19 protein-coding genes and 2 pseudogenes are annotated in these 21,543 nt (G+C 70.4%); 9 read left to right on the top strand and 12 right to left on the bottom strand.

Going from position 1 to position 21,543, the window contains the following annotated elements:
• Positions 1-11 precede the first annotated feature (11 nt).
• Together F3T56_RS10450 and F3T56_RS10445 are read right to left on the bottom strand one after the other, a co-directional pair.
• Positions 12-1,004 (bottom strand): aldo/keto reductase, encoded by a 993-nt coding sequence (locus tag F3T56_RS10450; RefSeq protein ID WP_149824589.1) that lies wholly within the window; start codon positions 1,002-1,004, stop codon positions 12-14.
• Positions 1,005-1,033: 29 nt separating this feature from the next.
• Positions 1,034-1,288: a hypothetical protein gene (locus tag F3T56_RS10445; protein ID WP_149824588.1), complete on the bottom strand. Its 255-nt coding sequence runs from the start codon at positions 1,286-1,288 to the stop codon at positions 1,034-1,036.
• Positions 1,289-1,586: 298 nt separating this feature from the next.
• On the opposite strand from F3T56_RS10445, the gene F3T56_RS10440 reads away from it, so the two are divergent.
• From F3T56_RS10440 to F3T56_RS10430, 3 genes and pseudogenes are all read left to right on the top strand, one after another.
• Complete coding sequence (locus tag F3T56_RS10440; RefSeq protein WP_149824587.1) at positions 1,587-2,528, top strand: hypothetical protein; 942 nt, start codon at positions 1,587-1,589, stop codon at positions 2,526-2,528.
• Positions 2,529-2,785: 257 nt separating this feature from the next.
• Positions 2,786-2,956, top strand: a pseudogene (locus tag F3T56_RS50035) (nuclear transport factor 2 family protein); the annotation flags it as partial.
• A 128-nt stretch (positions 2,957-3,084) separates the two neighbouring features.
• Complete coding sequence (locus tag F3T56_RS10430; RefSeq protein WP_149824586.1) at positions 3,085-3,525, top strand: hypothetical protein; 441 nt, start codon at positions 3,085-3,087, stop codon at positions 3,523-3,525.
• Between the two features lie 52 nt (positions 3,526-3,577).
• Here F3T56_RS10430 and F3T56_RS10425 read toward each other — a convergent pair whose 3' ends face one another.
• Positions 3,578-4,846, bottom strand: coding sequence for an MFS transporter (locus tag F3T56_RS10425; protein WP_149824585.1), 1,269 nt, complete (start codon positions 4,844-4,846; stop codon positions 3,578-3,580).
• 126 nt (positions 4,847-4,972) lie between these two features.
• Complete coding sequence (locus F3T56_RS10420) at positions 4,973-5,560, bottom strand: Uma2 family endonuclease (RefSeq protein WP_149824584.1); 588 nt, start codon at positions 5,558-5,560, stop codon at positions 4,973-4,975.
• 138 nt (positions 5,561-5,698) lie between these two features.
• Between F3T56_RS10420 and F3T56_RS10415 the strand changes: the two genes are divergently transcribed.
• Positions 5,699-6,463 carry an SAM-dependent methyltransferase gene (locus F3T56_RS10415; protein WP_149824583.1) on the top strand — a complete coding sequence of 255 codons (765 nt, stop codon included), beginning with the start codon at positions 5,699-5,701 and terminating at the stop codon, positions 6,461-6,463.
• A 21-nt stretch (positions 6,464-6,484) separates the two neighbouring features.
• On the opposite strand, the gene F3T56_RS10410 is transcribed toward F3T56_RS10415, so the two are convergent.
• Positions 6,485-7,168: a GDSL-type esterase/lipase family protein gene (locus tag F3T56_RS10410; protein ID WP_149824582.1), complete on the bottom strand. Its 684-nt coding sequence runs from the start codon at positions 7,166-7,168 to the stop codon at positions 6,485-6,487.
• 296 nt (positions 7,169-7,464) lie between these two features.
• On the opposite strand from F3T56_RS10410, the gene F3T56_RS10405 reads away from it, so the two are divergent.
• Positions 7,465-8,487, top strand: coding sequence for a WD40 repeat domain-containing protein (locus F3T56_RS10405; protein ID WP_149824581.1), 1,023 nt, complete (start codon positions 7,465-7,467; stop codon positions 8,485-8,487).
• A gap of 72 nt (positions 8,488-8,559) precedes the next feature.
• Here F3T56_RS10405 and F3T56_RS46945 read toward each other — a convergent pair whose 3' ends face one another.
• Entirely contained in the window at positions 8,560-9,570 is a 1,011-nt protein-coding gene (locus F3T56_RS46945) for a hypothetical protein (protein ID WP_216372950.1), read from the bottom strand.
• Complete coding sequence (locus F3T56_RS46940; protein WP_216372949.1) at positions 9,567-10,232, bottom strand: hypothetical protein; 666 nt, start codon at positions 10,230-10,232, stop codon at positions 9,567-9,569. Before F3T56_RS46940 ends, F3T56_RS46945 begins: the two co-directional genes overlap by 4 nt.
• A 226-nt stretch (positions 10,233-10,458) precedes the next feature.
• Between F3T56_RS46940 and F3T56_RS10395 the strand changes: the two are divergent.
• The 3 genes and pseudogenes from F3T56_RS10395 to F3T56_RS10385 all read left to right on the top strand — a co-directional run bounded on the left by F3T56_RS10395 (position 10,459) and on the right by F3T56_RS10385 (position 14,863).
• Positions 10,459-11,287: pseudogene (locus F3T56_RS10395) on the top strand (ABC transporter permease).
• 188 nt (positions 11,288-11,475) lie between these two features.
• Positions 11,476-13,005: a cellulase family glycosylhydrolase gene (locus F3T56_RS10390; RefSeq protein WP_149824580.1), complete on the top strand. Its 1,530-nt coding sequence runs from the start codon at positions 11,476-11,478 to the stop codon at positions 13,003-13,005.
• 241 nt (positions 13,006-13,246) lie between these two features.
• Positions 13,247-14,863 carry an alpha/beta hydrolase gene (locus tag F3T56_RS10385; RefSeq protein WP_149824579.1) on the top strand — a complete coding sequence of 539 codons (1,617 nt, stop codon included), beginning with the start codon at positions 13,247-13,249 and terminating at the stop codon, positions 14,861-14,863.
• Between the two features lie 72 nt (positions 14,864-14,935).
• On the opposite strand, the gene serC is transcribed toward F3T56_RS10385, so the two are convergent.
• The 5 genes from serC to F3T56_RS10360 form a co-directional block, all read right to left on the bottom strand.
• On the bottom strand, positions 14,936-16,054 hold the full coding sequence (gene serC, locus F3T56_RS10380) for a phosphoserine transaminase (RefSeq protein WP_149824578.1): 1,119 nt from the start codon (positions 16,052-16,054) through the stop codon (positions 14,936-14,938).
• A gap of 188 nt (positions 16,055-16,242) precedes the next feature.
• A complete protein-coding gene (locus tag F3T56_RS10375) occupies positions 16,243-17,454 on the bottom strand; it encodes a cytochrome P450 (RefSeq protein WP_149824707.1) in 1,212 nt (403 codons plus the stop codon).
• Between the two features lie 76 nt (positions 17,455-17,530).
• Complete coding sequence (locus F3T56_RS10370; protein WP_149824577.1) at positions 17,531-17,878, bottom strand: DUF742 domain-containing protein; 348 nt, start codon at positions 17,876-17,878, stop codon at positions 17,531-17,533.
• Entirely contained in the window at positions 17,875-18,375 is a 501-nt protein-coding gene (locus tag F3T56_RS10365) for a roadblock/LC7 domain-containing protein (protein WP_246203550.1), read from the bottom strand. Before F3T56_RS10365 ends, F3T56_RS10370 begins: the two co-directional genes overlap by 4 nt.
• Positions 18,372-20,303 carry a sensor histidine kinase gene (locus F3T56_RS10360; RefSeq protein ID WP_149824576.1) on the bottom strand — a complete coding sequence of 644 codons (1,932 nt, stop codon included), beginning with the start codon at positions 20,301-20,303 and terminating at the stop codon, positions 18,372-18,374. The genes F3T56_RS10365 and F3T56_RS10360 overlap by 4 nt, the downstream gene beginning before the upstream one ends.
• Before the next feature lie 252 nt (positions 20,304-20,555).
• Here F3T56_RS10360 and F3T56_RS10355 point away from each other — a divergent pair.
• Positions 20,556-21,543: FAD-binding oxidoreductase (locus F3T56_RS10355; RefSeq protein WP_425473556.1), on the top strand; the 988-nt coding region annotated here is incomplete at its 3' end.

Here is a 21,543-nt window from a genome sequence, read left to right as displayed (position 1 = left end):
GCAGCCCCTGGCTACCAGGCGAAGGCCTCTGGCGACGGGCCCGGGCCCGGGAAGATCTCGTCCAGTGACGTCAGCAGCTCCTCGCTCAGCTCCAGCTCCAGCGCCCGTAGCGCGGATTCGAGCTGCTGTGCCGTACGCGGGCCGACGATCGGGCCGGTGACGCCGGGGCGCGTCAGGAGCCAGGCCAGGGCGGCCTCGCCGGGCTCGATGCCGTGCTTGTCGAGGAGGTCCTCGTACGCCTGGATCTGGGCGCGTACGGCGGTATCGGCGAGGGCGTCGGCGGAACGGCCGGAGGCGCGACGACCACCCTCGACCTCCTTCTTGATGACACCGCCGAGCAGCCCGCCGTGCAGCGGCGACCAGGGGATGACCCCGAGGCCGTACTCCTGCGCGGCCGGGATGACCTCCATCTCGGCGCGGCGCTCGGCGAGGTTGTAGAGGCACTGCTCGCTGACGAGCCCGATCGTGCCGTGGCGGCGGGCGGCGATCTCGTTGGCCTGGGCGATCTTGTAGCCGGGGAAGTTGGAGGATCCGACGTAGAGGATCTTCCCCTGCTGGACCAGCACGTCGATGGCCTGCCAGATCTCCTCGAAGGGAGTGGCGCGGTCGACGTGGTGGAACTGGTAGACGTCGATGTAGTCCGTCTGGAGCCGCTTGAGGCTGGCGTCGACGGCCCGCCGGATGTTCAGGGCGGAGAGCTTGTCGTGGTTGGGCCAGGCGTCCTGGGACGCCGCCATGTTCCCGTACACCTTGGTGGCCAGCACGACCTTGTCGCGCCGGTCGCCGCCCTTGGCGAACCAGCTGCCGATGATCGATTCCGTGCGGCCCTTGTTCTCGCCCCAGCCATAGACATTGGCCGTATCGAAGAAGTTCAGACCCCCGTCCAGCGCCGCGTCCATGATCGCGTGACTGTCCGCTTCGTCGGTCTGCGGCCCGAAGTTCATGGTCCCGAGAACCAGTCGGCTGACCTTGAGGCCCGTGCGTCCGAGCTGTGTGTACTTCATGACTGCTAGCCAAGGGCGTGGAGTGCGCTCTAGGCAAGGGGGATTCGGCCGGAGGGAGGAGGCGTATGTTTCACCGCTCGCACGGCGACACCGACTTGCTCGTTGTCGATGTCGATCGTGGGCTCGACCTCGATCAGATCGCCGAGTCTCCCGTGGAGCGCCAGCACGGTTCCGAGCTTCATCACCTTCCCACCGAGTCCGGTGTCGAACAGGTGGCGAAACAGGGCTTCGGCATCGTCTACGCGGCCGTCCTGGAACAGCCACACACCCAGCAGTTGCGCCACCTCGCAAGCGGCCGTGCGGTGACCGTCTCCCGCTTCGAGCGCACCGCGAAAGGGCATAGGTGGCCCGACCGAGGCCCACGGTGCTGATACTCGACATGGCCCGCTTCGTGATGTGGGGAGCCGAGGCGATGGCGTTCAAACCGATGAGCAACTTGTCGGTGTCACCGACCGCGTGTGCCAGTGCCGCCTCCCACACCGGATCCGCCACCGGCGCCCCGGCATGGTCGACCAGGTAGTCGAAGGCCCCCCACCGGTTCCCGTCCCCCGGCATGAGCAGGCTGGTCACCCCGTACCGCACATGCGCCGCCCACTCGAACGCGGCCTCCAGAGGCTCGGGGCGCAGGACGGCACCGCCCGCCGCCGACAGATGGTGTTCGTGCAACTCGGCCAGCAGTTCACGGGGATACGGTCCCCGCAACCCCGTACGCGCCAGATCGACGGCCGTCGCGACGAGCGCCGCCCCCCGGGCATGCCCGATGGAGGTGCGGGCCTGGCGCCAGTCACGGAGGAGGACCGGACCCGCGGCCAGGTACTCGGCGATCCCGTGGGGCCCGTGATGGGCGACGGCGTCGGCGATGCGGGAGTCGTCGCAGGCGCCGGCCCGCTCCAGCTCGGCCAGGGGATGACTGCCGCCGTCACCGTCACCCGGCGCGTAGAACTTCGCGTACTCCTTGCGCCGCATCGTCGCGATCACCGGCACCCCGAGGGCGACGAGTTCGTCGAGGACGTCGGCTTCGAGGCCGTCGGGACCGAGGTGCCGTTCCAGGTCGTCGAGCCAGACCAGGCACGGGACGCCGACGCGCTCGACCGCGTCGGGCGCCCTTCCCAGGTGGGCCGAGCGGCTGGGCGGGACGATCACCTGGTGGTCGGGCAGTACGTGCCGTACGGCCTCGAACGTCGCCCGCGTCTTGCCCGCCGTCGAGTCGCCGAGGACCAGCACGAGTCCGCCGCGCTCCGCTGCCGTGCGGACCCGGTCGCGCAGTTCGTCGTCCACGTCGCGGCGTACGTAGGGCGGCAGTTCGGTGCCGTCCTCGCCGGGGCGGGCCCGGTGGGCGCCGGCGGCCAGGGCGTTCCAGGCGCCGACGAGGGGCCAACGGTCGGCGGTCTGAAGGTAGCGGGGCAGGAGAGCGGGAGCGTCCGCGGCCGAGGTGACGGTCAGGTTCTGGATCGCGTGGGCCTGCACGACCTGGTCCTGCCGGCCACCGGAGACGCTGTTCTCCCCCATGCCTCCCTACGCTAACCGGACTTGGGGTGGTCGGGATGGCGGGCGGCGGTAGTGGACGCTGGCCGAGTAGAGGCTGCGGGCGGCGCGGCCTCGTGGTGCGGGGCGGCCGGGTCCGGCGAGCTCTCGGTGGGCCTCCCGGCGGGCCGCGCCGTGGCCAGGGTCGACACGGTCAACAGCGCGGTCAGGGCCGCGGCTTTCCCACATTGGTCGGGTGGAGCCGGTTCGGGGTCCCTGCTTGATGCTAACTGGAAGTTAGTGCTTTCCTTCGGTGAGTACACAGGGGCGACCTGGTCGCCGTCCACAGCCACTACGTCAACGCCCCCGGCGAGCGCGGTCAGGCCATCGTCGACCTCTTCCGGGTGCGCAACGGGAAGATCGTCGAGCACTGGGACGTGATCCAGGACGTGCCTGCCACTTCGGCGAACGACAACACGATGTTCTGAGTCTCGAACACGGTGTTCCGAGCCTCGGCTTGGCCGGTCCGGTGAGCGCTCCGTCTTCCGGCCGGCCATGTCCGTTGGTCGGGGTCTGCTGCGATGATCCTCCGAGTGTTCGGGGCGGGAGGCGCGGTATGGCAGCGGAGTTGACGGCGTTGAGGGAGTTGACGATGGAGGAGGGCGAGCGGGTTCGGGGGCTTGTGGTGCCGCCGTTGTTGATGTCGCTGCTGCGGGAGGGGCGGTGGGTTCATCCGGGCGACGAGGAACTGCGCCGGCTGATTCCGTGGTTCGAGGATCCGCTGGACTTCCTCACGAGCGTGGCCGGGATGGAGTGGGAGTCCCGCTCGATGGACATGTTCGCCGACGATGCCTCCTACCCCGAACTCTTCCGTGAGGTGCGCGGCAGCGAGCGGGAAGCGCCCGTCGAACTGCCCTGGCTGGACGTCGAGAAGGCGTTCCTCATCGCGGTCTGCCGCCACGCCGGTGACGATGTCGCGCTCGCCCTCGACTACCGGACCGACCCGGCCGACCCCCGGGTCGTGGGCAGCGACTTCTGGACCGATCCCCGGGGATGAGAATGGCGGGTGGTGGCCCTCACGTTCTCGGAGTTCGCCGCCGCGCTCGGTCTCACGCCGTAGTGGGGGCGTTGTCGGGGGCGGGGCGGGTCGGCTGACGGCGGGGCAGCAGGAGTGGGGTCGCCAGGAGGAGCAGGCCCGCAAGGGCGATCGCGGGTCGGGGGCCGGTGGCGGCGGCCAGGAGGCCCCACAGGGCCGTCAGGGCCGCGATCGTGAGTTTGGTGGTGACCGACCAGGCGGAGAGGGTACGGGCCACTCGGTCGGGCGGGGTCTCGTTGAGTCGGTACGTGGCGCTCACCGGGTTGAAGACGCCCGCGCAGGTGATCAGGCCGAGTTCGACCGCCATGACCAGGACGAGTCCGCTGACGCCGGGGTGGACGAACGCCAACCCCAGCGACCAGCACGCCCGCAGCGCCCCGGCGGTCAGCAGGACCCGGTGCGAGCCGTAGCGGGCGACCAGGCGCCGCGAGAGGCGGGAGCCGATCAGGCCGCCCACGCAGGGGACCGCGAAGGCGAGGCCGTACTGCCAGGGGGAGAAGCCGAGTTCGCCGACCATCAGGACCATCAGCAGCGGTGCGGTCGCCATGATCAGGCCGTTGACCAGCACCGTGTTGAGGAACAGGGGGCGCAGGGCCGGGCTGGTGAGGATGTGTCGCCAGCCGTCCAGCAGATCACCGGGGCGGAGGCGGGGCGATGCCTCGGTCCGGGCCGGTGCCTCGGTCCGGGCCGGACGCGGGTCCGTACCGCCACCGATCGCGCGGATCCCCACCGCCGAGAGCAGGAAGCTGACCGCGTTGGCCAGGACGGTCAGCACCGGACCGAACAGGCCGATCGCGGCACCGCCCAGGGGCGGGCCGAGCATCGTGGTGGTCCAGGTCGTGGCCTCGAAGCGGCCGTTCGCGACGAGGAGGTCACCGGGCGGGACGAGGGACTTCAGATACGCGCCGCTCGCCGCGGTGAACGTGATGTCGGCCGCCGCGACGACCACCGAGACGAGGAGCAACTGCGGAAAGGTGAGGAGGTCGAGAACGTACGCGGCGGGGACCGTCAGCAGCGCCGCGCACCGGACCAGGTCCATCGCGATCATCACCGGCCGCTTGCGGCGGAACTCCACCCACGGCCCGAGCGGCACCGCCACCGCCGCCCCCACCGCCAGCCCGGTCGCCGCGAGCGCCGACACCTCCGCCGGCCCGACGTCCAGCACCAGCACCGCGATCAACGGAAACGCGTCGAACGCCAGCCACGTACCGACCGCACTGACCGCATACGCCGCCCACAGCCACCGAAACTCCCGGCCCAGCGACCGCTTGGCCACCGTCATCCCCCGCCCCCTCCCGCCGCACTCGACCGAGCCCTTACGCTCGCGCCGACGGACCATCCAAGCGAGCGGTGGGCCGACCGATCAAACGGGGAGCTTCTCCGCGGTGACCGCCGAGGTGCGACTCCGTCAGTCGCGCGGGAACTCGGCAGTCGGAAGAACGAGGCCGAGGAGAGTGGTGGTCATGTCGACGTCACCGCCGTAGGTGATGGATGTGTCGCTCACATAGTCGCCGTCCTTGGGCTGGGTGAACAGGCGGCACTTGCCCGTGTAGGGGTCGGCGATGAGATAGACGGGGACTTCGGCGAGGGCGTATGCGGTCTTCTTGGGGCCGTAGTCGTTCTTGGCCGTGTCCTTGGAGATGACCTCGGCGATGAACTCGACGTCCTCGTAACGCCAGTGGCCCTCGGAGTTCTTCTCGGCGCCGTCGCGCAGCTTCGCCACGTCCGGAGCGAGACCGTTCTTACGGCCGGGGAAGTCGATGCGGACGTCTGACAGCGCGTTCACGTCCATGCCGAAGGTGTCCTCAAGCGCTCGGACGATTCGGCGAATGGTGTGCCAATGAACGTCCCTCTGCGGTGACATGTAGATGGTCCCCTCGACGATCTCGACCTTGTATCCCTCGGGGACGGGCATCTTCTCGAGCCGCTCGAACATGTTGTCGAGCCAGCGCGTGTCGCTCTCGGCCATCGCGATCCTGTCTTCAAGGACGGTCATCATGGCGCTCCTCCCCGGCTGCCCCACGGACGAGCGCAGCCGCGCAGTACAACGATACGCATGGCGACCAGGACACGGACGGCACGCACGGCGAAACTCCCTTGCGCGGGTGTCGCCCGTGCCGCTTGGGTCGCGGGCATGACTACCACCGCTCTCGCCGCCCTCACCCGCCCCGGCCGTTACCCCCGCTCCTCCGCCTACGACCCCGGCTGGCTGCTCGGGCTCGACATGGGGCCCAACCCGCTGTGGTTGTTGGAGGACCTGGTGCGCGATCTCGAACTCCGGCCGGGGATGCGGGTGTTGGACCTGGGGTCGGGGAGGGGGGCGACCTCGGTGTTCCTGGCGCGGGAGTTCGGGGTGGAGGTCGTGGCGGCGGACTGGTGGATCGCGGCGGAGGAGGCGGCCGGGGTCTTCGAGAGGGCCGGGGTCGGGGATCGGGTGCGGGCCGTGCGCGCCGAGGCGCATGCCCTGCCGTTCGAGGAGGGGAGCTTTGACGCCGTCGTCAGTGTCGACGCCTTCGAGTACTTCGGTACGGCGGACGGCTATCTGCCGTATCTCGTACGGTTCCTGCGGCCGGGCGGGCAGCTCGGGATCGCCACGCCCGCGATGACCCGCGAGGTCCGGGACCTGGGGTTCATACCGGCGCACATCAAGGCTGTCGTCGGGTGGGAGGCCATCGCCTGGCACACCGCCGCGTGGTGGCGGTTCCAGTGGGAGATCACCGAGCTGGTCGACGTCACCTCGGCCCGGCTCCAGGAGGACGGGTGGGAGGACTGGCTGCTGTGGGCGCGGGCGTGCGCCGAGCGGCGGCCGGGGGGTGGGGACCAGGCGGTCGTGGAGATGTTGGAGGCCGACCGGGGGGAGTATCTGTCGTTCGCGCTGGTGACCGCGACCACTTCGTAGAGCGGCGGCTCGTACCCATGACTACGGCAGCTCGTACGCGTCACCCAATCCCCACGCCTCATGCATCGCCCCCGCGAACGCCGCCGCGATCCTGTGCTCGCCGGAGGCGTTGGGGTGGGTGCCGTCGTAGGTGTCCCAGTGGATGTCGTACGAGGGTGGCGGGGACGCCAGGAGGAGAGGGGAGCGGGGTTCGTCGAGGTCGGCGGTCGTCTTGGCGAGGAGTTCGTTGAAGCGGGCGACCTGGGCGGCGAAGGGGGCGTCGGTCTCGGCGCGGACGTTCGGGATCACCGGGAGCAGGACCATGCGGATGCGCGGGTCGGCCTCGCGGGCGGCGGCGACGAAACGGTGGGCGTTCTCGGCGGTCTGCTCGGCGTTCGTGTAGAAGCCCAGGTCGATGAGGCCGAGGGAGACGAGGAGGACGTTCGCGCGGTGGGCGCGGACGGTGTCGGCGATCACCGGGGCCATGTGCAGCCAGCCCTCGCCCCAGCCGGCGAGGTGGGCCCGGGGGAAGCGGGGGTTGGTGTCGGCGTACTCGTACGACGTGGGCGTGTCCGTCGCCTTGTCGTAGAGGGCCTCGCGCGGGCCGACGATCTTGAAGGGGCCGTCGTGGGTTGCGCGCAGATGCTGCCAGAGCCGGTAGCGCCACGTGTGTTCGCCCGCGCTTCCGATGGTCATGGAGTCGCCTACGGGCATGAACCTGAGCATTGGCACATCATGAACGATCGCTACCGGTCGGTATGGGAAAGTCGGTCATCCCGGCGCTGTGAACATCGCCACGTGGTGGGCCGCATGGGCGTGGTTGTCCGCTTGTCGCGCCCCGCGGCGGGCGACGCGCCCCGGCCGCGCCGCCACATCACAGCCACCGATCAGCGGGGCCGCGCCCCAAAGGGGGCGCGGGGAACTGCGCGACCAGCCACAACAAACCCGCGCCCGACCACAACCCCTCCCCCAATGGCGCTCCCCCACCCCACCCAGCAGAGCGACATGGCAGGGTTGAGGGCATGCGCCGTCCACACCCCCTCCGCACAGGCCTCGCGGGCCTGGCCGCGCTCTCCGTGATCCTGTTCGCCGCCGTGGCGGCGCCCCCCGCGGTCGCCGATGACGGCGACGAAGGGTTCACGATGAAGGACCCGGGGATCACCGAGTCCAGCGGGCTCGCCGCCTCCCGTCAGCACCCGGGGGTCTACTGGACCCACAACGACAGCGACGACGGGGCGTACCTCTACGCCGTCGACAGCAAGACGGGGGAGACCGTCGCCACCGTCACGCTGACCGGTGTCGGCACGCCGCGTGACGTCGAGGCGATCTCGATCGGCCCGGACAACCACCTCTACGTCGGTGACATCGGCGACAATCTCGGCGGAACCTGGGCGTACGTGTGGATCTACGACCTCCCGGAGCCGAAGGAGCTGAAGGACCAGACGATCCGGGCCACGCAGTACGTGGTGAAGTACGAGGACGGGGCGCGGGACGCGGAGGCGCTGATGGTGCATCCGAAGACGGGGCGGGTGTACATCGCCGACAAGAACGAGAACGGGGGGTCGTTGTACGAGGGCCCCGCCGAACTCTCCGCCTCCGGCACGAACGTCTTCAAGCGCGTCGCCTCCGTCCCCGACCTGGAGGTCACCGACGGCGCGTTCTCGCCCGACGGCAAGCAACTCGCCCTGCGCGCCTACTTCGGAGGCATCCTCTACGACTGGAACGACGGCAAGATCAAGAAGGTCGAGCGGCTGCATGTGCCCTTGCAACGGCAGGGGGAGTCGCTGACCTTCACCACCGACGGCTCCAAGATCATGTACGGCAGTGAGGGCCAGGGCAGCTCGGTCGTGGCCCGCGACGTACCGGGCGACGGCTCGGCCGGCGGCGGCTCCGACTCCTCCTCCGGCGACGGCGACGGCGGCTCGGACACCGCGCAGGCGGACGGCGAGGGTGTCAGCTCCGGCGTCAAGGTCGGAGCACTCGCGCTCGCCGGGGCGGTCGTCGTCGTATGGGGCCTCAAACGCGCACGCCGACCGTCGTCGTGATCTACACACACGACCCCCGGCCCGCCGGACGACCAGCACCTCCAGCCCGTCCAGAATCCGCTGCAACCGTTCCTAGTGTTGTTGGCCGGTGTTGGCCGCATCAGCACATTCCGGGCCAGGTGTGAGGTGTCTGGCGCCGGGGGCACCCCGAACGGTCCTGGGCGCGGGGAACAGCACGAGCTGGTCACTTCGGCTCCGGCAGGTCTTGCCGCCCTGGTGGGGCGTGCCTGTGATCCTGGGTGGGCTCGTGGTCCCGCGCGCCCTGGGGTCGAATGCGGTCTGGCCGGTAGCTCTCCGCTGTCCGATCCTCCGGTCGGAAGCGGTCACACCTGGCCGACGCCGGATCCGATGCCCTAGGGCGCGTCGTCCGATCGCCACCGCGGCCGCGTGATGCCGGGTGACGGTGGTCTTCGATTTGTCGTTGAGTGGTGCCTGCCAGTGCTGGGCGCCCCAGCGGGAGGTGTAGGCCGGGTCGACGGCGATGACGACCAGCCCGTGGTGGTAGGTCATGCCGCGCAGCCGTTCCCGGAACCTGGCGGTGGGGATACCGGCCACCGTGCGGCGGAAGGCCTTGCCGCGCCGGCCGCGGCCCATCGTCTCCCGGCCGGTCTGCCTGGCGTCGGTGAAGCCCAGGTTCTCGATCACGAACCCGGTACAGCCGTGTGCCTGGGCCAGCTGGATCAGTGAGGTGACAGCTGCCCGTAGTCTGCCGTCCCGCCGGGAGGCGGTGCCGGTCAACTCCAGCGGCACCGTGAGGGGTTCGCCGAGTGGGTTGCCGTGCACGTCGAGCACGCAGGCGGCGAGGTGGTCGGCGTTGAGGTCGACCGCGAGCAGGCGCCTGCCTGCCGCCCGGATCTCCTGCGGCGAGGGCGGCGTCGTCTTCGCTGCTGACCATGAGGCGTCGCAGTACCAGCGGTCGCGTACGGGGTCGTGGACGATGTCGTAGCGCACGGACCGGTTGGCGCAGGCGCGGTCCAGCCACTCCTGCCTGCGGTGGGAGAAGGTGACGGTGCAGGTCAGCCGGTAGCGGCCGCGCGGCTGGTTCGCGAGATGCCTGAGCGGTTCGGGCAGCACGATGGTCACGCTGCCTCCGCCGGGTCGACCGTGATGGTGTAGTTGCCGTGCGGGGCACCGGACTCGCCGTCCGCGGTCAGGAACAGCCGGGCCGCATCCCACCGCCTGCGCCAGTCCTCGGCCGTGAGCTGCGCATGGGCCAGGTTGTGCCGCATCCTCGCCGTACGGCGGCCACCCATGACCACCGGCGGCCGGCCCTCGGTGATGCGCTGCTCGACCACGGCAAGACGGGCCTGAAGGGCCTGCAGACGTTGCTGCTTGTTGAAGCGTTCGCCCTGGTCCCGGTAGCCGCGCACCCGGCCCGTGCGCTGCCCGCACGGCACCGCGAGACGACGGGTGATCTTTGCGATGGCGCGCCGGAGCCCGGCACGCTCGTCGTACAGGCAGCGCATGCTGAGCTGGTACTGGTCCTCGCTGGTGCGGGTCATCGCCCCCGCCCAGCGGGACGACGACACCGCTGTCAGGTTCTTCTTCCGCTCGGCCCGCCGGTTGTCCTTCACCGCCACCAGGCCGATCGAGATGCGCTCGGTGAGATCGGCCCGCTGATGACGGCCGAGATGCTGCCCGACCAGGGTGAGGACCTTCTGATCCGGGGCATCGACACGCAGCCGGTCCCGGATCCGGGCACCCGGGGGCGCGGCCACGGTGAACGGGGCTGCGATCGTACGCAACGCACGCTTCCTCCCACGCTGACGCGCCACCGGCCACCCCTTCCCCTCCGGCTCACGAACCCGGTTGCCAGTACCAATCATGCGTTCCTGCACCCGCGGAATCCCGGTAACCGGCCCCGTTCACCCTGACGAGGGATACTCCGGCCAGCCATGGCCAACAAATGAAGCAGTAGTTACCAACCAGGTCGGTCCGGGCCCGGTCGATCCGAACCAGGTCGGTCTCCACCTGCCCGCGCGGCACGGCCGTACGTACTGGCTGCTCGCCGACTGCTGGAACATCGTCTGCCGTGGCCTCACCCTCCCCCAGTGCCTGAACGGCCTGGGGGACCCCCATCCAGCGCCAGCCGGTCAACATCGCCTGGCAGCTCGGCTTCCCGATCCTCTCCGTCCTCCTCTACGGCTATGTCTTCGGCAGCGCGATGCAGGTGCCGGGCGGCGGGAACTACCGGGACTTCCTGATGCCGGGCATGTTCGTGATGACGATGGCGTTCGGCTTCATCAACACGGCGACCCTCGTGGTCTACGACTCCACCAAGGGCGTCATCGACCGCTTCCGCTCCATGCCGATGGCGCCGTCGGCGGTGGTCGCGGGGCGGGGAATCACCGATCTGCTCGCCGCCTGCGCGGAGTTGGCCATCATGATGCTGACCGCCTTCGCGATGGGCTGGCGCCCGGACGCCGGCCTCGGCTTCCTGGCCGCCTTCGGCCTGCTCCTCTGGCTCCGCTTCGCCCTGATCTGGATCGGCGTGTGGCTGGGCCTGCTCGTCCCCAACCCGGAGGCGGCGGGGGGTCTCTTCGCGGTCGCCTTCCCGCTGACCATGATCTCCAGCCTGATGGTCGCCCCTGAGCTGATGCCCGACTGGCTGGGCTGGGTCGCCGCATGGAACCCCATCTCCTCCACGGCCGCGGCGACGCGCGAGTTGTTCGGCGCACCGGTCATCGGCGACTCCTGGGTCGAGCAGCACGCCCTGCTGATGGCCGGGGTCTGGCCGCTGGTACTGACGCTTATCTTCCTGCCGCTGGCGGTACGGAGGTTCCAGAAGCTGAGCCGCTGACCTACGGCCGGTGGAAGGGTGAGGGGCATCCGGCGTACCAAAGTGACGCCGGACGCCTTGACGTGTTCATGCGACCTGCTTCCATGGGGGATGCGGGCAGGTGGGAGCGCTCCCACCTCGGTTCCGGGTCCGTGCCTCTCTCCCCGCTCCCGGGGTCCCAACGATCCCTCCCGAGAGGAAGCAGCGACATGTTCCGCAGCTTGCGAAGAGCGCTGTGCGCGATGGCGGCGGCGCTCCTCTTACCGCTGGTGGCAACCCAGACGACCGCTCACGCGGCGGAGGCCGAGGCCGGCGCCGGCTACTGGCACACCAACGGCCGCCAGATCCTGGACGCGGCCGGCCAGTCGGTCCGTATCGCCGGTATCAACTGGTTCGGCTTCGAGACGAGCAACCGCGTGACCCACGGCCTGTGGACCCGCGACTACAAGAGCATGATCGACCAGATGAAGTCGCTGGGCTACAACACCATCCGCATGCCGTTCAGCGACGACATCCTCAAGCCCGGCGCCGCCCCCGACAGCATCAACTTCGCCGACGGCAAGAACGCCGATCTGCAAGGGCTCAACTCCCTCCAGGTGCTGGACAAGATCGTCGCGTACGCCGGTCAGAGCGGCCTGAAGGTCATCCTCGACCGGCACCGCCCGGACGCGGCGGGCCAGTCGGCGCTCTGGTACACCTCGGCGGTCCCCGAGTCGACGTGGATCACCAACCTCAAGGCGCTCGCGACCCGGTACAAGGGCAACTCGACCGTCGTCGGCATCGACCTCCACAACGAGCCCCACGACCCCGCCTGCTGGGGCTGCGGCGACACGACGAGGGACTGGCGGCTGGCCGCCGAGCGCGCGGGCAACGCCGTACTCTCCGTCAACCCCGACCTGCTGATCCTCGTCGAGGGCATCCAGACGTACAACGGCGTGTCGGGCTGGTGGGGCGGCAACCTCATGGGCGTCGCCGAGCACCCCGTACGACTCGACGTCCCCAACCGCCTCGTCTACTCCGCCCACGACTACGCGACCAGCGTGGCCCAGCAGAGCTGGTTCAACGACCCGTCCTTCCCCGCCAACATGCCCGGCATCTGGGACCGGTACTGGGGCTACATCTTCAAGCAGAACATCGCCCCCGTCTGGCTCGGCGAGTTCGGTACGACCCTCCAGTCGACGATCGACCAGCGCTGGCTCGCCGCCCTGGTGACGTACCTGCGCTCGACCTCCACCTACGGCAACGACTCCTTCCACTGGACCTTCTGGTCCTGGAACCCCAACTCCGGTGACACCGGCGGCATCCTGAAGGACGACTGGCAGACCGTGGACACCGTCAAGGACGGCTACCTGACGAGCATCAAGGCCCCGGGCTTCCCGGCAGGCGGCGGCGGTGACCCCGGTGATCCCGACGACCCCGGAGACCCGGGCGGCGGAACGGCCACCTGCACCGCCGCCTACACCGTCAGCAACGACTGGGGCAGCGGCTTCAACGCCGAGGTGAAGGTCACCAACACTGGTACGCCCGCTATCGGTTCCTGGAGGGTGACCTGGTCCTGGCCCGGCTCCCAGCAGGTCACGAACATGTGGAACGCGACGTACACGCAGTCCGGGGCGACGGTGACGGCGACCAACGCCGCACACAACGGCGCGATCCCGAGCGGCGGTTCGGCGAGCTTCGGCTTCGGGGGCGCCCCCGGGGGCGGAGGTGTGCCGAGCGTGAGCTGTGCGGCGGCGTGACCGCGGCGTGAGATGGGGGCGCCCGGGTGCTCGCAGGGCGCCCTCATCGTCGGGGGCTGGGGGCATGTCCCGTTTTGATACAACTGCCCCTTTCTATGAGCCATTTGAGAGTAAACAATGACTCGATTCGGTCAAGTCTTGGTCGAATAAGTCTTTGTGTGGCGTGCTCTTCCGGAACCATGCGGCACGGGCCGCGTACCTCGCGGCCCGTGAACCCCCCTCACCGTTGCGAGAGAACTCCATGAGAAGAAGCGCAGCCGTGCTGTGCGGCGCCGGCGTTGTCCTGGCCGGGACGCTCACCGCCGTCCCCGCCAACGCCAGCGCGTCGCACTCCGCGAACACCGTCCAGGCAGCCGCCGCGAAGGTCACCTGGAAGAAGTGCGCCACGGACCAATACCCGACGCTCCAGTGCGCGTCGGTGAAGGTGCCGCTCAACTACGCGAAGCCGAGCGGGAAGAAGATCACGCTGGCGTTGTCGCGCGTGCCGCACACGTCGAAGACGTACCAGGGCCCGCTGCTGGTCAACCCCGGAGGCCCCGGCGGCAGCGGTCTGACGCTGGCCGGATTCGTCGCCTCCTCGCTGCCGAAGAAGGTGGCGGCCCAGTACGACGTCATCGGTTTTGACCCGCGCGGAGTGGGTGCCAGCAAGCCCGCCCTGAACTGCAAGCCGGGGTACTTCAACCCGGTGCGCCCGGACTCTGTGCCCAGCACGTCCGCGATCGAGAAGGCCAACGTCTCGCGTGCCAAGGCCTTCGCCAAGTCCTGCGGCACGAAGTACAAGGACGTCCTGCCGTACATCAACACGATCAGTGCCGTGAAGGACCTGGACTCGATCCGGAAGGCCCTCGGCGCGAAGAAGATCAACTACTTCGGTTACTCGTACGGCACCTACCTCGGCGCGGTCTACGCCAAGCTGTACCCCGAGCGGGTGCGGCGTCTGGTGCTGGACTCGATCGTCGACCCGACGGGTGTCTGGTACGAGGACAACCTCGACCAGGACTACGCCTTCGACAAGCGCCACAAGGCGTTCATGAAGTGGGTCGCCAAGTACAACTCCACCTACAAGCTCGGCACCGACCCCGCCAAGATCGAGGCCAAGTGGTACGCCATGCGGGCGGCCCTCGCCAAGAAGCCCGCGGGCGGAAAGGTGGGCGTCTCCGAGCTGGAGGACACCTTCATCCCGGGTGGGTACTACAACGGCTACTGGCCCTACCTCGCCGAGGCGTTCGCGGCCTACGTGAACGACAAGGACGAGGCCCCGCTGGTCGAGTCGTACGAGAACTTCGCCGCCGTCGACTCCTCCGGCGACAACGGCTACAGCATCTACACCTCGGTGCAGTGCCGTGACGCGTCCTGGCCGCGCGACTGGAAGAAGTGGACCAAGGACAACTGGGCGGTGCACAAGAAGGCGCCGTTCATGGCCTGGAACAACGCCTGGTACAACGCGCCGTGCGCGTTCTGGCCGACGAAGTCGCTGAAGCCGGTGAACGTCGCCAACTCCAAGCTGCCGCCGGTACTGCTGTTCCAGGCGACGGGCGACGCGGCCACCCCGTACCAGGGCGGCGTCACCGTCCACAAGCTGCTCAAGAAGTCCAGCCTGGTCGTCGAACAGGGCGGCGGCAACCACGGCATCACGCTGAGCGGCAACACCTGCCTCGACAAGTACCTGGCGACGTACCTCAGCAACGGCAAGGTGCCCCGCGGCAAGGGCAACGTCGACGCCGTCTGCAAGAAGCTGCCCGACCCGAAGCCGCAGGCCGCGCAGCAGAACTCGGCGCAGTCGACGCTGAGCACGGCACCGGGGGCCGCCGCGACGAGCGGTGACACCCTGCACGGCATCCTCGGCTTCCGCGGCTGACAACGCCCTCAGGACGCGCGAAGGGCGCCCGGTGATGGTCACCGGGCGCCCTTCAGCGTCGTACGGGAGTGATCAGAGCTTCTCGATCACGTAGTCGACGCACTTCGTGAGCGCCTCGACGTCGTCCGGGGCGATCGCCGGGAACATCGCCACGCGGAGCTGGTTGCGGCCGAGCTTGCGGTAGGGCTCGGTGTCGACGATGCCGTTGGCGCGGAGGGTCTTGGCGATGGCGGCGGCGTCGATGTCGTCGGAGAAGTCGATCGTGCCGATGACCTGGGAGCGCTTGGCGGGGTCCGTGACGAACGGGGTCGCGTGCTTGGACTCCTCCGCCCAGGTGTAGAGGCGGGTCGAGGAGTCCTTCGTCCGGGCCGTCGACCAGGCGAGGCCGCCCTGGCCGTTGATCCACTCCAGCTGCTGGTTCAGGAGGAAGAGGGTCGCGAGGGCCGGGGTGTTGTACGTCTGGTTCTTGCGGGAGTTGTCGATCGCCGTGGGGAGCGAGAAGAACTCCGGGATGTGGCGCCCGGACGTGTGGATGCGCTCGGCTCGCTCGATCGCCGCCGGGGAGAAGACGCCGATCCAGAGGCCGCCGTCCGAGGCGAAGGACTTCTGCGGGGCGAAGTAGTAGACGTCCGTCTCGGTGATGTCGACCGGGAGGCCGCCGGCGCCGGACGTGGCGTCGACCAGGACCAGGGCGCCCTCGTCGGCGCCCGCGACGCGCTTCAGCGGGGCCGCGACACCCGTCGAGGTCTCGTTGTGGGTGAAGGCGTAGACATCCACGCCCGCCTCGGCCCGCGGCTCCGGGTGCGTGCCCGGGTCGGAGGAGATGACCGTGGGCTCGGCCAGCCAGGGGGCCAGCTTCGAGGCCTTCGCGAACTTCGAGCTGAACTCGCCGAACGTGAGGTGCTGGCTCTTGTTCTCGATCAGGCCGTGGGTCGCGATGTCCCAGAAGGCCGTCGAGCCGCCGTTGCCGAGGATGACCTCGTAGCCCTCGGGGAGGGAGAACAGTTCGCTGATGCCCTCGCGCACCTGGCCGACGAGGTTCTTCACCGGGGCCTGGCGGTGGGAGGTTCCGAGCAGGGAGGTACCGGTCGCGGCCAGCGCGTCCAGCGCCTCCGTCCGCACCTTGGAGGGGCCCGCGCCGAAACGTCCGTCGGCGGGCTTGATGTCAGCGGGGATCTGGATATCAGCCACGGGCTGGAGCCTAGCGGCTCCGCGAAACCTCGGCGAAACGTCGTCCGGCGGATGAGATGGGTGGCTGCGTCCGTCGCTCGGTTGGGTGCCTGATAGCTCGGCGCTCCGGTGTGTGTGGCGGCTGCGGGTGATTCGTGGCTTGTCGCGCCCACGCGGCGGAGCCGCATATTGATACAGCCCCGCGCCCCTTAAGGGGCGCGGGCTGGGGTTGGTGTGAAGTGCACCGGCAATCCCACCAGGCCGCGTAGCCACGGAGATGTTCGTCGTGTCAGGGACTCCGGCGGGACCGCCAGGTCGATGTCCGGGAGTCGGTCCAGTACGACCTCGATGCCCGTGCGGGCGATGACCTCGGCGAGTTCCTGGGCCGGGAACGGGCAGCGGTGTTCGCCGTGGCTGAAGGAGAAGTGGGCGTTGTTGCCGCCGGTGAGGGCGGAGCCGTGGGTGCGGACGCGGGGGTCGGAGTTGGCGCCCTGGAGGCCGAGGACGATCAGGTCGCCGGCGCGGAGGGCGTGGCCAGCGAGGCGGGTGTCGCGGGTGGTCCAGCGGCCGGCGGCGTTCTGGATGGGGGCGTCCTCCCACAGCACCTCGTTCATGGCCTCCGCCACGCTGCTGCGGCCGCCGAAGAGGGAGGCCGCGAAACGGTCGTCCGTCAGCATCAGCCGCAGCGAGTTGCCGATCCAGTCGGCGGTCGGCTGGTGACCGGCGGCCAGCATGACCGTCACGTCGTGGGTGACCTCCTCGACCGTGAAGCCGTGCGAGTTCGAGTTCGACAGGAGGCGGGACACCACGTCGTCCGCCGGGTGGCGCCGGCGTTCCTCCACCAGGCGGCCCATCGCCGTCGACACGTACGCCTCCGCCGCCATGGCCCGGTCCTGGCCGTCGAGGATGTCGTTCAACGCCGTCACCAGACCGGGGCCCTGCTCCTCCGGGAAGCCGAAGAGGTACGCCAGCACGCGGACCGGCAGCAGCGCCGCGTACTGCGTCACCAGGTCCGCCTCGCCCGCCCCGCACACCGCGTCGATCAGCTCGTCGGCGAACCGTTCGGCGTGGCCGCGCAGTTCGAGCGGGTCCACCGCCTCCAGCGCCGCGCTCACCATCGCAGCCCGCTTCCGGTGCCGCTCGCCGACCGTGCCGATGACCGAGGGGTGCTTCCGGCCGATCACCGGGAGCAGCGGCCAGTCGGCGGGGATGTTCGGCCACTGGTTCCACAGCGCCGAGTCCCGGCTGAACAGCGCCGGATCACTGGTCACCTGGTGCAGCTCGCGATAGCCCAGCACCAGCCAGGCCGGTATCCCGCCGTCCAGTAGTACGGGGACGACCTCGCCGTACTCGCGTCGCAACTGCCGGTACAGGGGGGCGGGTTCGGAGCGGAAGAGGGGGCCTGGGAGGGAGACGGGGATAGGGGTGGGGACAGGGGCGACCGGTCCTGGCCCGAGCTCGGGCCAGGGTTCGGCCGTCCCGCCGAGCCCGTCGTTCTCAGAGGTTGCGAAGTCCAACTAGTACCTGCTCAAGGATGTCGAGGTCGATCATGGCGGCCTTGTGCGGCTGCAGGGCGCTCACCCGGCCCGCGGTGAGGAGGTCGGAGAGCAGGACCTTGGTGATGCTCACCGGGAGCCCCAGCTCGGCGGCTATCTCCACCACCGCCGTCGGCCGCTCCGTCAGCCGCAGGATCGTCGTGTGCTCCGACTGCATGCCCGGCACCGGATCGCACTCGGCGACGACCAGGGTCACCAGGTCGAACGGGGTTCCGGGCGCGGAACGGCTGCGTCCCCCGGTGAGGGTGTACAGCCGGTCGGGCGAATCGTCCCTTCCGGGGCGGCTCATGACGTACGGGGCCCCATGGTTGTGATCGTCGCCGTCGTGATGGTGTTGGCGGTCGTCGCCGACATGATCGTGTGCGCATCCGTACTCGACGGTCGGCGCGGGCGTGCGCTCAAGTGCGCGCCCAGCTGTTCGACCAGCTCACTCATGTTGTGGCCCACGAGCCCGGCGTCCGCGTCCTCGTCCGTGACCACGGCCAGGTGCGCGCCCTCGCCCGCCTCCACGATGAACAGCACCCCGCCGTAGAACTCCGCCATCGCCGACCGTACGCCCCCACTGCCGTCGCCGAACTCCACGGACGCCCCGTGGGACAGCGACTGGATACCGGCGGCGATCGCGGCGAGCTGGTCGGCCTGGTCCACGGACAGCTCGGGCGTACGGCACAACTTCAGGCCGTCCCGGGAGAGCACGAGCGCGTGGCGGGCGCCCGGAGTGCGTTCCAGCAAACCCTCCATGAGCCAGGTGAGCCTGTCGTCGGCGGTGGCGCCAGTGCCGGTCATGGGGTGGGGTCGCCTTCCAGGTGGGGGTGCGGATACGTCGGATGCGTGTGCGGGGCGGGGGAGGCCGGGGAGTGTGGGTCTGCCTGTGCCGGGTGGGGTTCCCGTACGGGATCCAGCTCCCACTCCGGTTCCGGCGTCGGCTCGGGGTCCCACTTCGCGCCCTGTACGGGTTCGGGCTCCCACCCGGGTTCGGGGACGGGGGCGGCCTCCCACGCGGGCTCCCACTTGGGTTCCGGCACGGCACCCCACTCCAGTTCCCGTACCGGCTCCAGCATCGGATGGCTCACGATCTCCGCGGGCGCGGGCGCGGGCGCGGGCGCGGGCGCCGGTGTCGGCGTCGTATCCGGTACGTCCCTTGCGGGTTCCCGCGCCGGATCCCGTACGGGCTCGTCCTCCGCGGCCGTCCCCTGGACGAACGCCTGGTCGAGCCCGCTCGTACCGCGGACCGCGCGGCGGAAGCTGCTGAAGCGGACGGCGCCGGTGCTGGCGTCCTCGGCGGGGCGGGAGTCGCGGGCCGCCGGGCTGGCGTCGGCGGCCTGGGCGCCGGTGCGGGCCTCGGCCTCGGCGAGGGAGCGGCCGCGGCGGCGCCGGGGGAGGGCGTCGGGGCCTGTCGGGAACTCCTCGGCGGTGGCCGGGAACTCGTGGGTGGGCGTCGGTTCGGGGCTCAGGTCGTAGGGGGCCGTGAGGCCGTACGACGTCGCCGAGTCGTCCGGGGACGCCGTGGTAGCCGCGGGAGACGTGGCCGTTGGCGCCGTACTGGCGAGGACGTCCTGGGGAATGAGCATCAGCACGCCCGTGCCGCCGCGGGCGGAGGGGCGGAAGGAGACCTTCAGGCCGTGTTTGCGGGCGAGGCGGCCGACGACGGCGAGGCCGAGGCGGGTGCCGGCGAGGCCGGTGAGGTCGGCGGACTCGCCCGAGACGGCGCGTTCGGCGCGGCGGAGCTGGACGTCGCTCATGACGAGGCCGGAGTCCTCGACGGAGATGATGGCGCCGGCCGGGACCTCCTCCACGTAGACGTGGACCTCGGCGGTCGGGGGCGAGAAGTTGGCCGCGTTGTCGAGGAGTTCGGCGAGCGCGTGCATGACGCCCTCGGCGGCGTGTCCGGCGACGGCGGACTCGCTGGAGGAGTGCAGCCGGACCCGGCGGTAGGCGCCGATGCGGCCCATCGCGCCGCGCAGGATCGACTCCATGGGGATCGGCCGCGCCCAGCGGCGGCCGGAGCGCGCGCCCGCGAGGACGGCGACGGAGTCGGCGAGCCGGCCCGTCTGGGCGGTGCGGTGGTCGAGGTGGAGGAGGTCGGTGAGGACGTCCTCGTCGGAGTGACGTTCCTCCATGGCGCGCAGATCGGCGAGGGTGCCGGTGGCGAGGGCCTGCATACGGCCGGCCACGTTGGCGGTGACGGCGAGGGCGGCGGTGCGGTCGGCCTCGGCCCGCCGGGCGCGTTCGGTGAGGCGGGTAGTCTCCTGGGCGGTCTCCTCGGCCGCCTGCTCCCGCTCCTCGGCCAGTCGCCCGCGCTCACGTTCGAACTCGGTGGTCAGGCGTGTCCGTTCCCGCGCGAACTCGGCCGCGATCCGGGCCCGTTCCTGTACGAACTCCTCCGTCAGCCGGCCCCTTTCCTGACCGAATTCCTCCGCCATCCTGGCCCGTTCCTGGAGCAGCAGTCCGGCGTCCCGGGACACGGCGTCGAGGCGGTGGCGTAACAGTCGCACCGACTGCCGGGCGTGGACGGCGAGCGCGACGGCGACCGTGAGCAGGAGGGCGGCCGCGCCCGCGCCGGCCGCCAGGGGCGGTCTCACGGACTCCGGCACCAGCGCGACCGAACCGCCGACCACGACCGCGCCGAGCACAGCGGTGACCAGGGGCGCGGGGAGCGTCGAGCGCAGGGCCGGGCGTTCGCCCGGGGGGCGTGGGGGGCTGGGCGCGGTCATGGGCTGCTGTCCTCGGTCGGTTCTGAACTCGGTAACGCAGTCGGTTCCTGGCCTCGGTAACACGGTCGGTTCCTGAACGAGAAGCGACACCTGGTGCTCAATTGGCCGTCACTATATGGGAGTTCGTGACCTGAGTCGGGCGGTTTCCGGTTAGCTCCCCGGAATCCGTGCAACGTCCCCGGTGAGCGCCACGGGCCTGACGGAGACCGTCACCGAATGGTCACTGTCAGTGGTCGGGGGCATGCTGGATCCATGACGGAATTCGGGGGCACGACGAGTCGTGGGGACGAGGGCCGGGCCGGGGGCCGGGCCGGGCCCGGCGGCGACGTGGACGTAGGCGGTCTGCGGGCCGCCCTGGTGGCGGCCGTGGGCGGCGAGGTCGACTTCGGCGCGACCGCGCGGGCGCTTATGACGATGGACGCGTCCAACTACCGGCGGGTGCCGCTCGGCGTGGTCGCGCCCCGGGACGCGGACGACGTGGCGGCCGTACTGTCGGTGTGCCGTGCGCACGGCGTGCCGGTCGTGGCGCGCGGCGGCGGTACGTCGATCGCCGGGCAGGCCACGGGTACGGGCGTGGTGCTGGACTTCACCCGTCACATGAACCGGCTGGTGTCGCTCGACCCCGAGGCGCGTACGGCCGTGGTCCAGCCGGGCCTCGTCCTGGACCGCCTCCAGGAGGCCGCCGCCCCGCACGGCCTCCGCTTCGGCCCGGACCCGTCCACGCACAGCCGCTGCACCCTGGGCGGCATGATCGGCAACAACTCCTGCGGCTCGCACTCGGTGGCCTGGGGTACGACGGCGGACAGTGTACGGCAGCTGTCCGTGCTCGACGGGAGGGGCGAGGCGCGCAGACTCGGCCGGGAGTGGGCGGGCGCACCCGACGGCCTCCGCCCCCTGGTGGAGCGGGAGTTGGCGCTGCTGCGCACCGGCTTCCCCGACCTGCCCCGCCGTATCTCGGGGTACGCGCTCGACGCCCTGCTCCCCGAGAGGGGCGCGGACGTGGCCCGCTCCTTCTGCGGTTCGGAGGGCACGCTCGGGGTGCTCACGGAGGCGGCCGTACGACTCGTCGAGGCACCCCGCGCGCGTGCCCTGGCCGTGCTGGCGTACGCCGACGAGAGCGCGGCGGCGGAGGCGGCGCCCGGACTGCTGCCGCCAGGGGGTGTGGTGAAAGCCCCGCACAGCACCCGCGGCGCCCGGCACGCTCCCCCACTCTCGGCTTCGCTCGAGCGGGGGGACCCCC

This window comes from Streptomyces tailanensis (assembly GCF_008386495.1).
Classification (GTDB): domain Bacteria; phylum Actinomycetota; class Actinomycetes; order Streptomycetales; family Streptomycetaceae; genus Streptomyces; species Streptomyces tailanensis.
The sequence above is the reverse complement of the archived record's forward strand: the minus strand, read 5'-3'. Positions and strand labels throughout refer to the sequence as shown.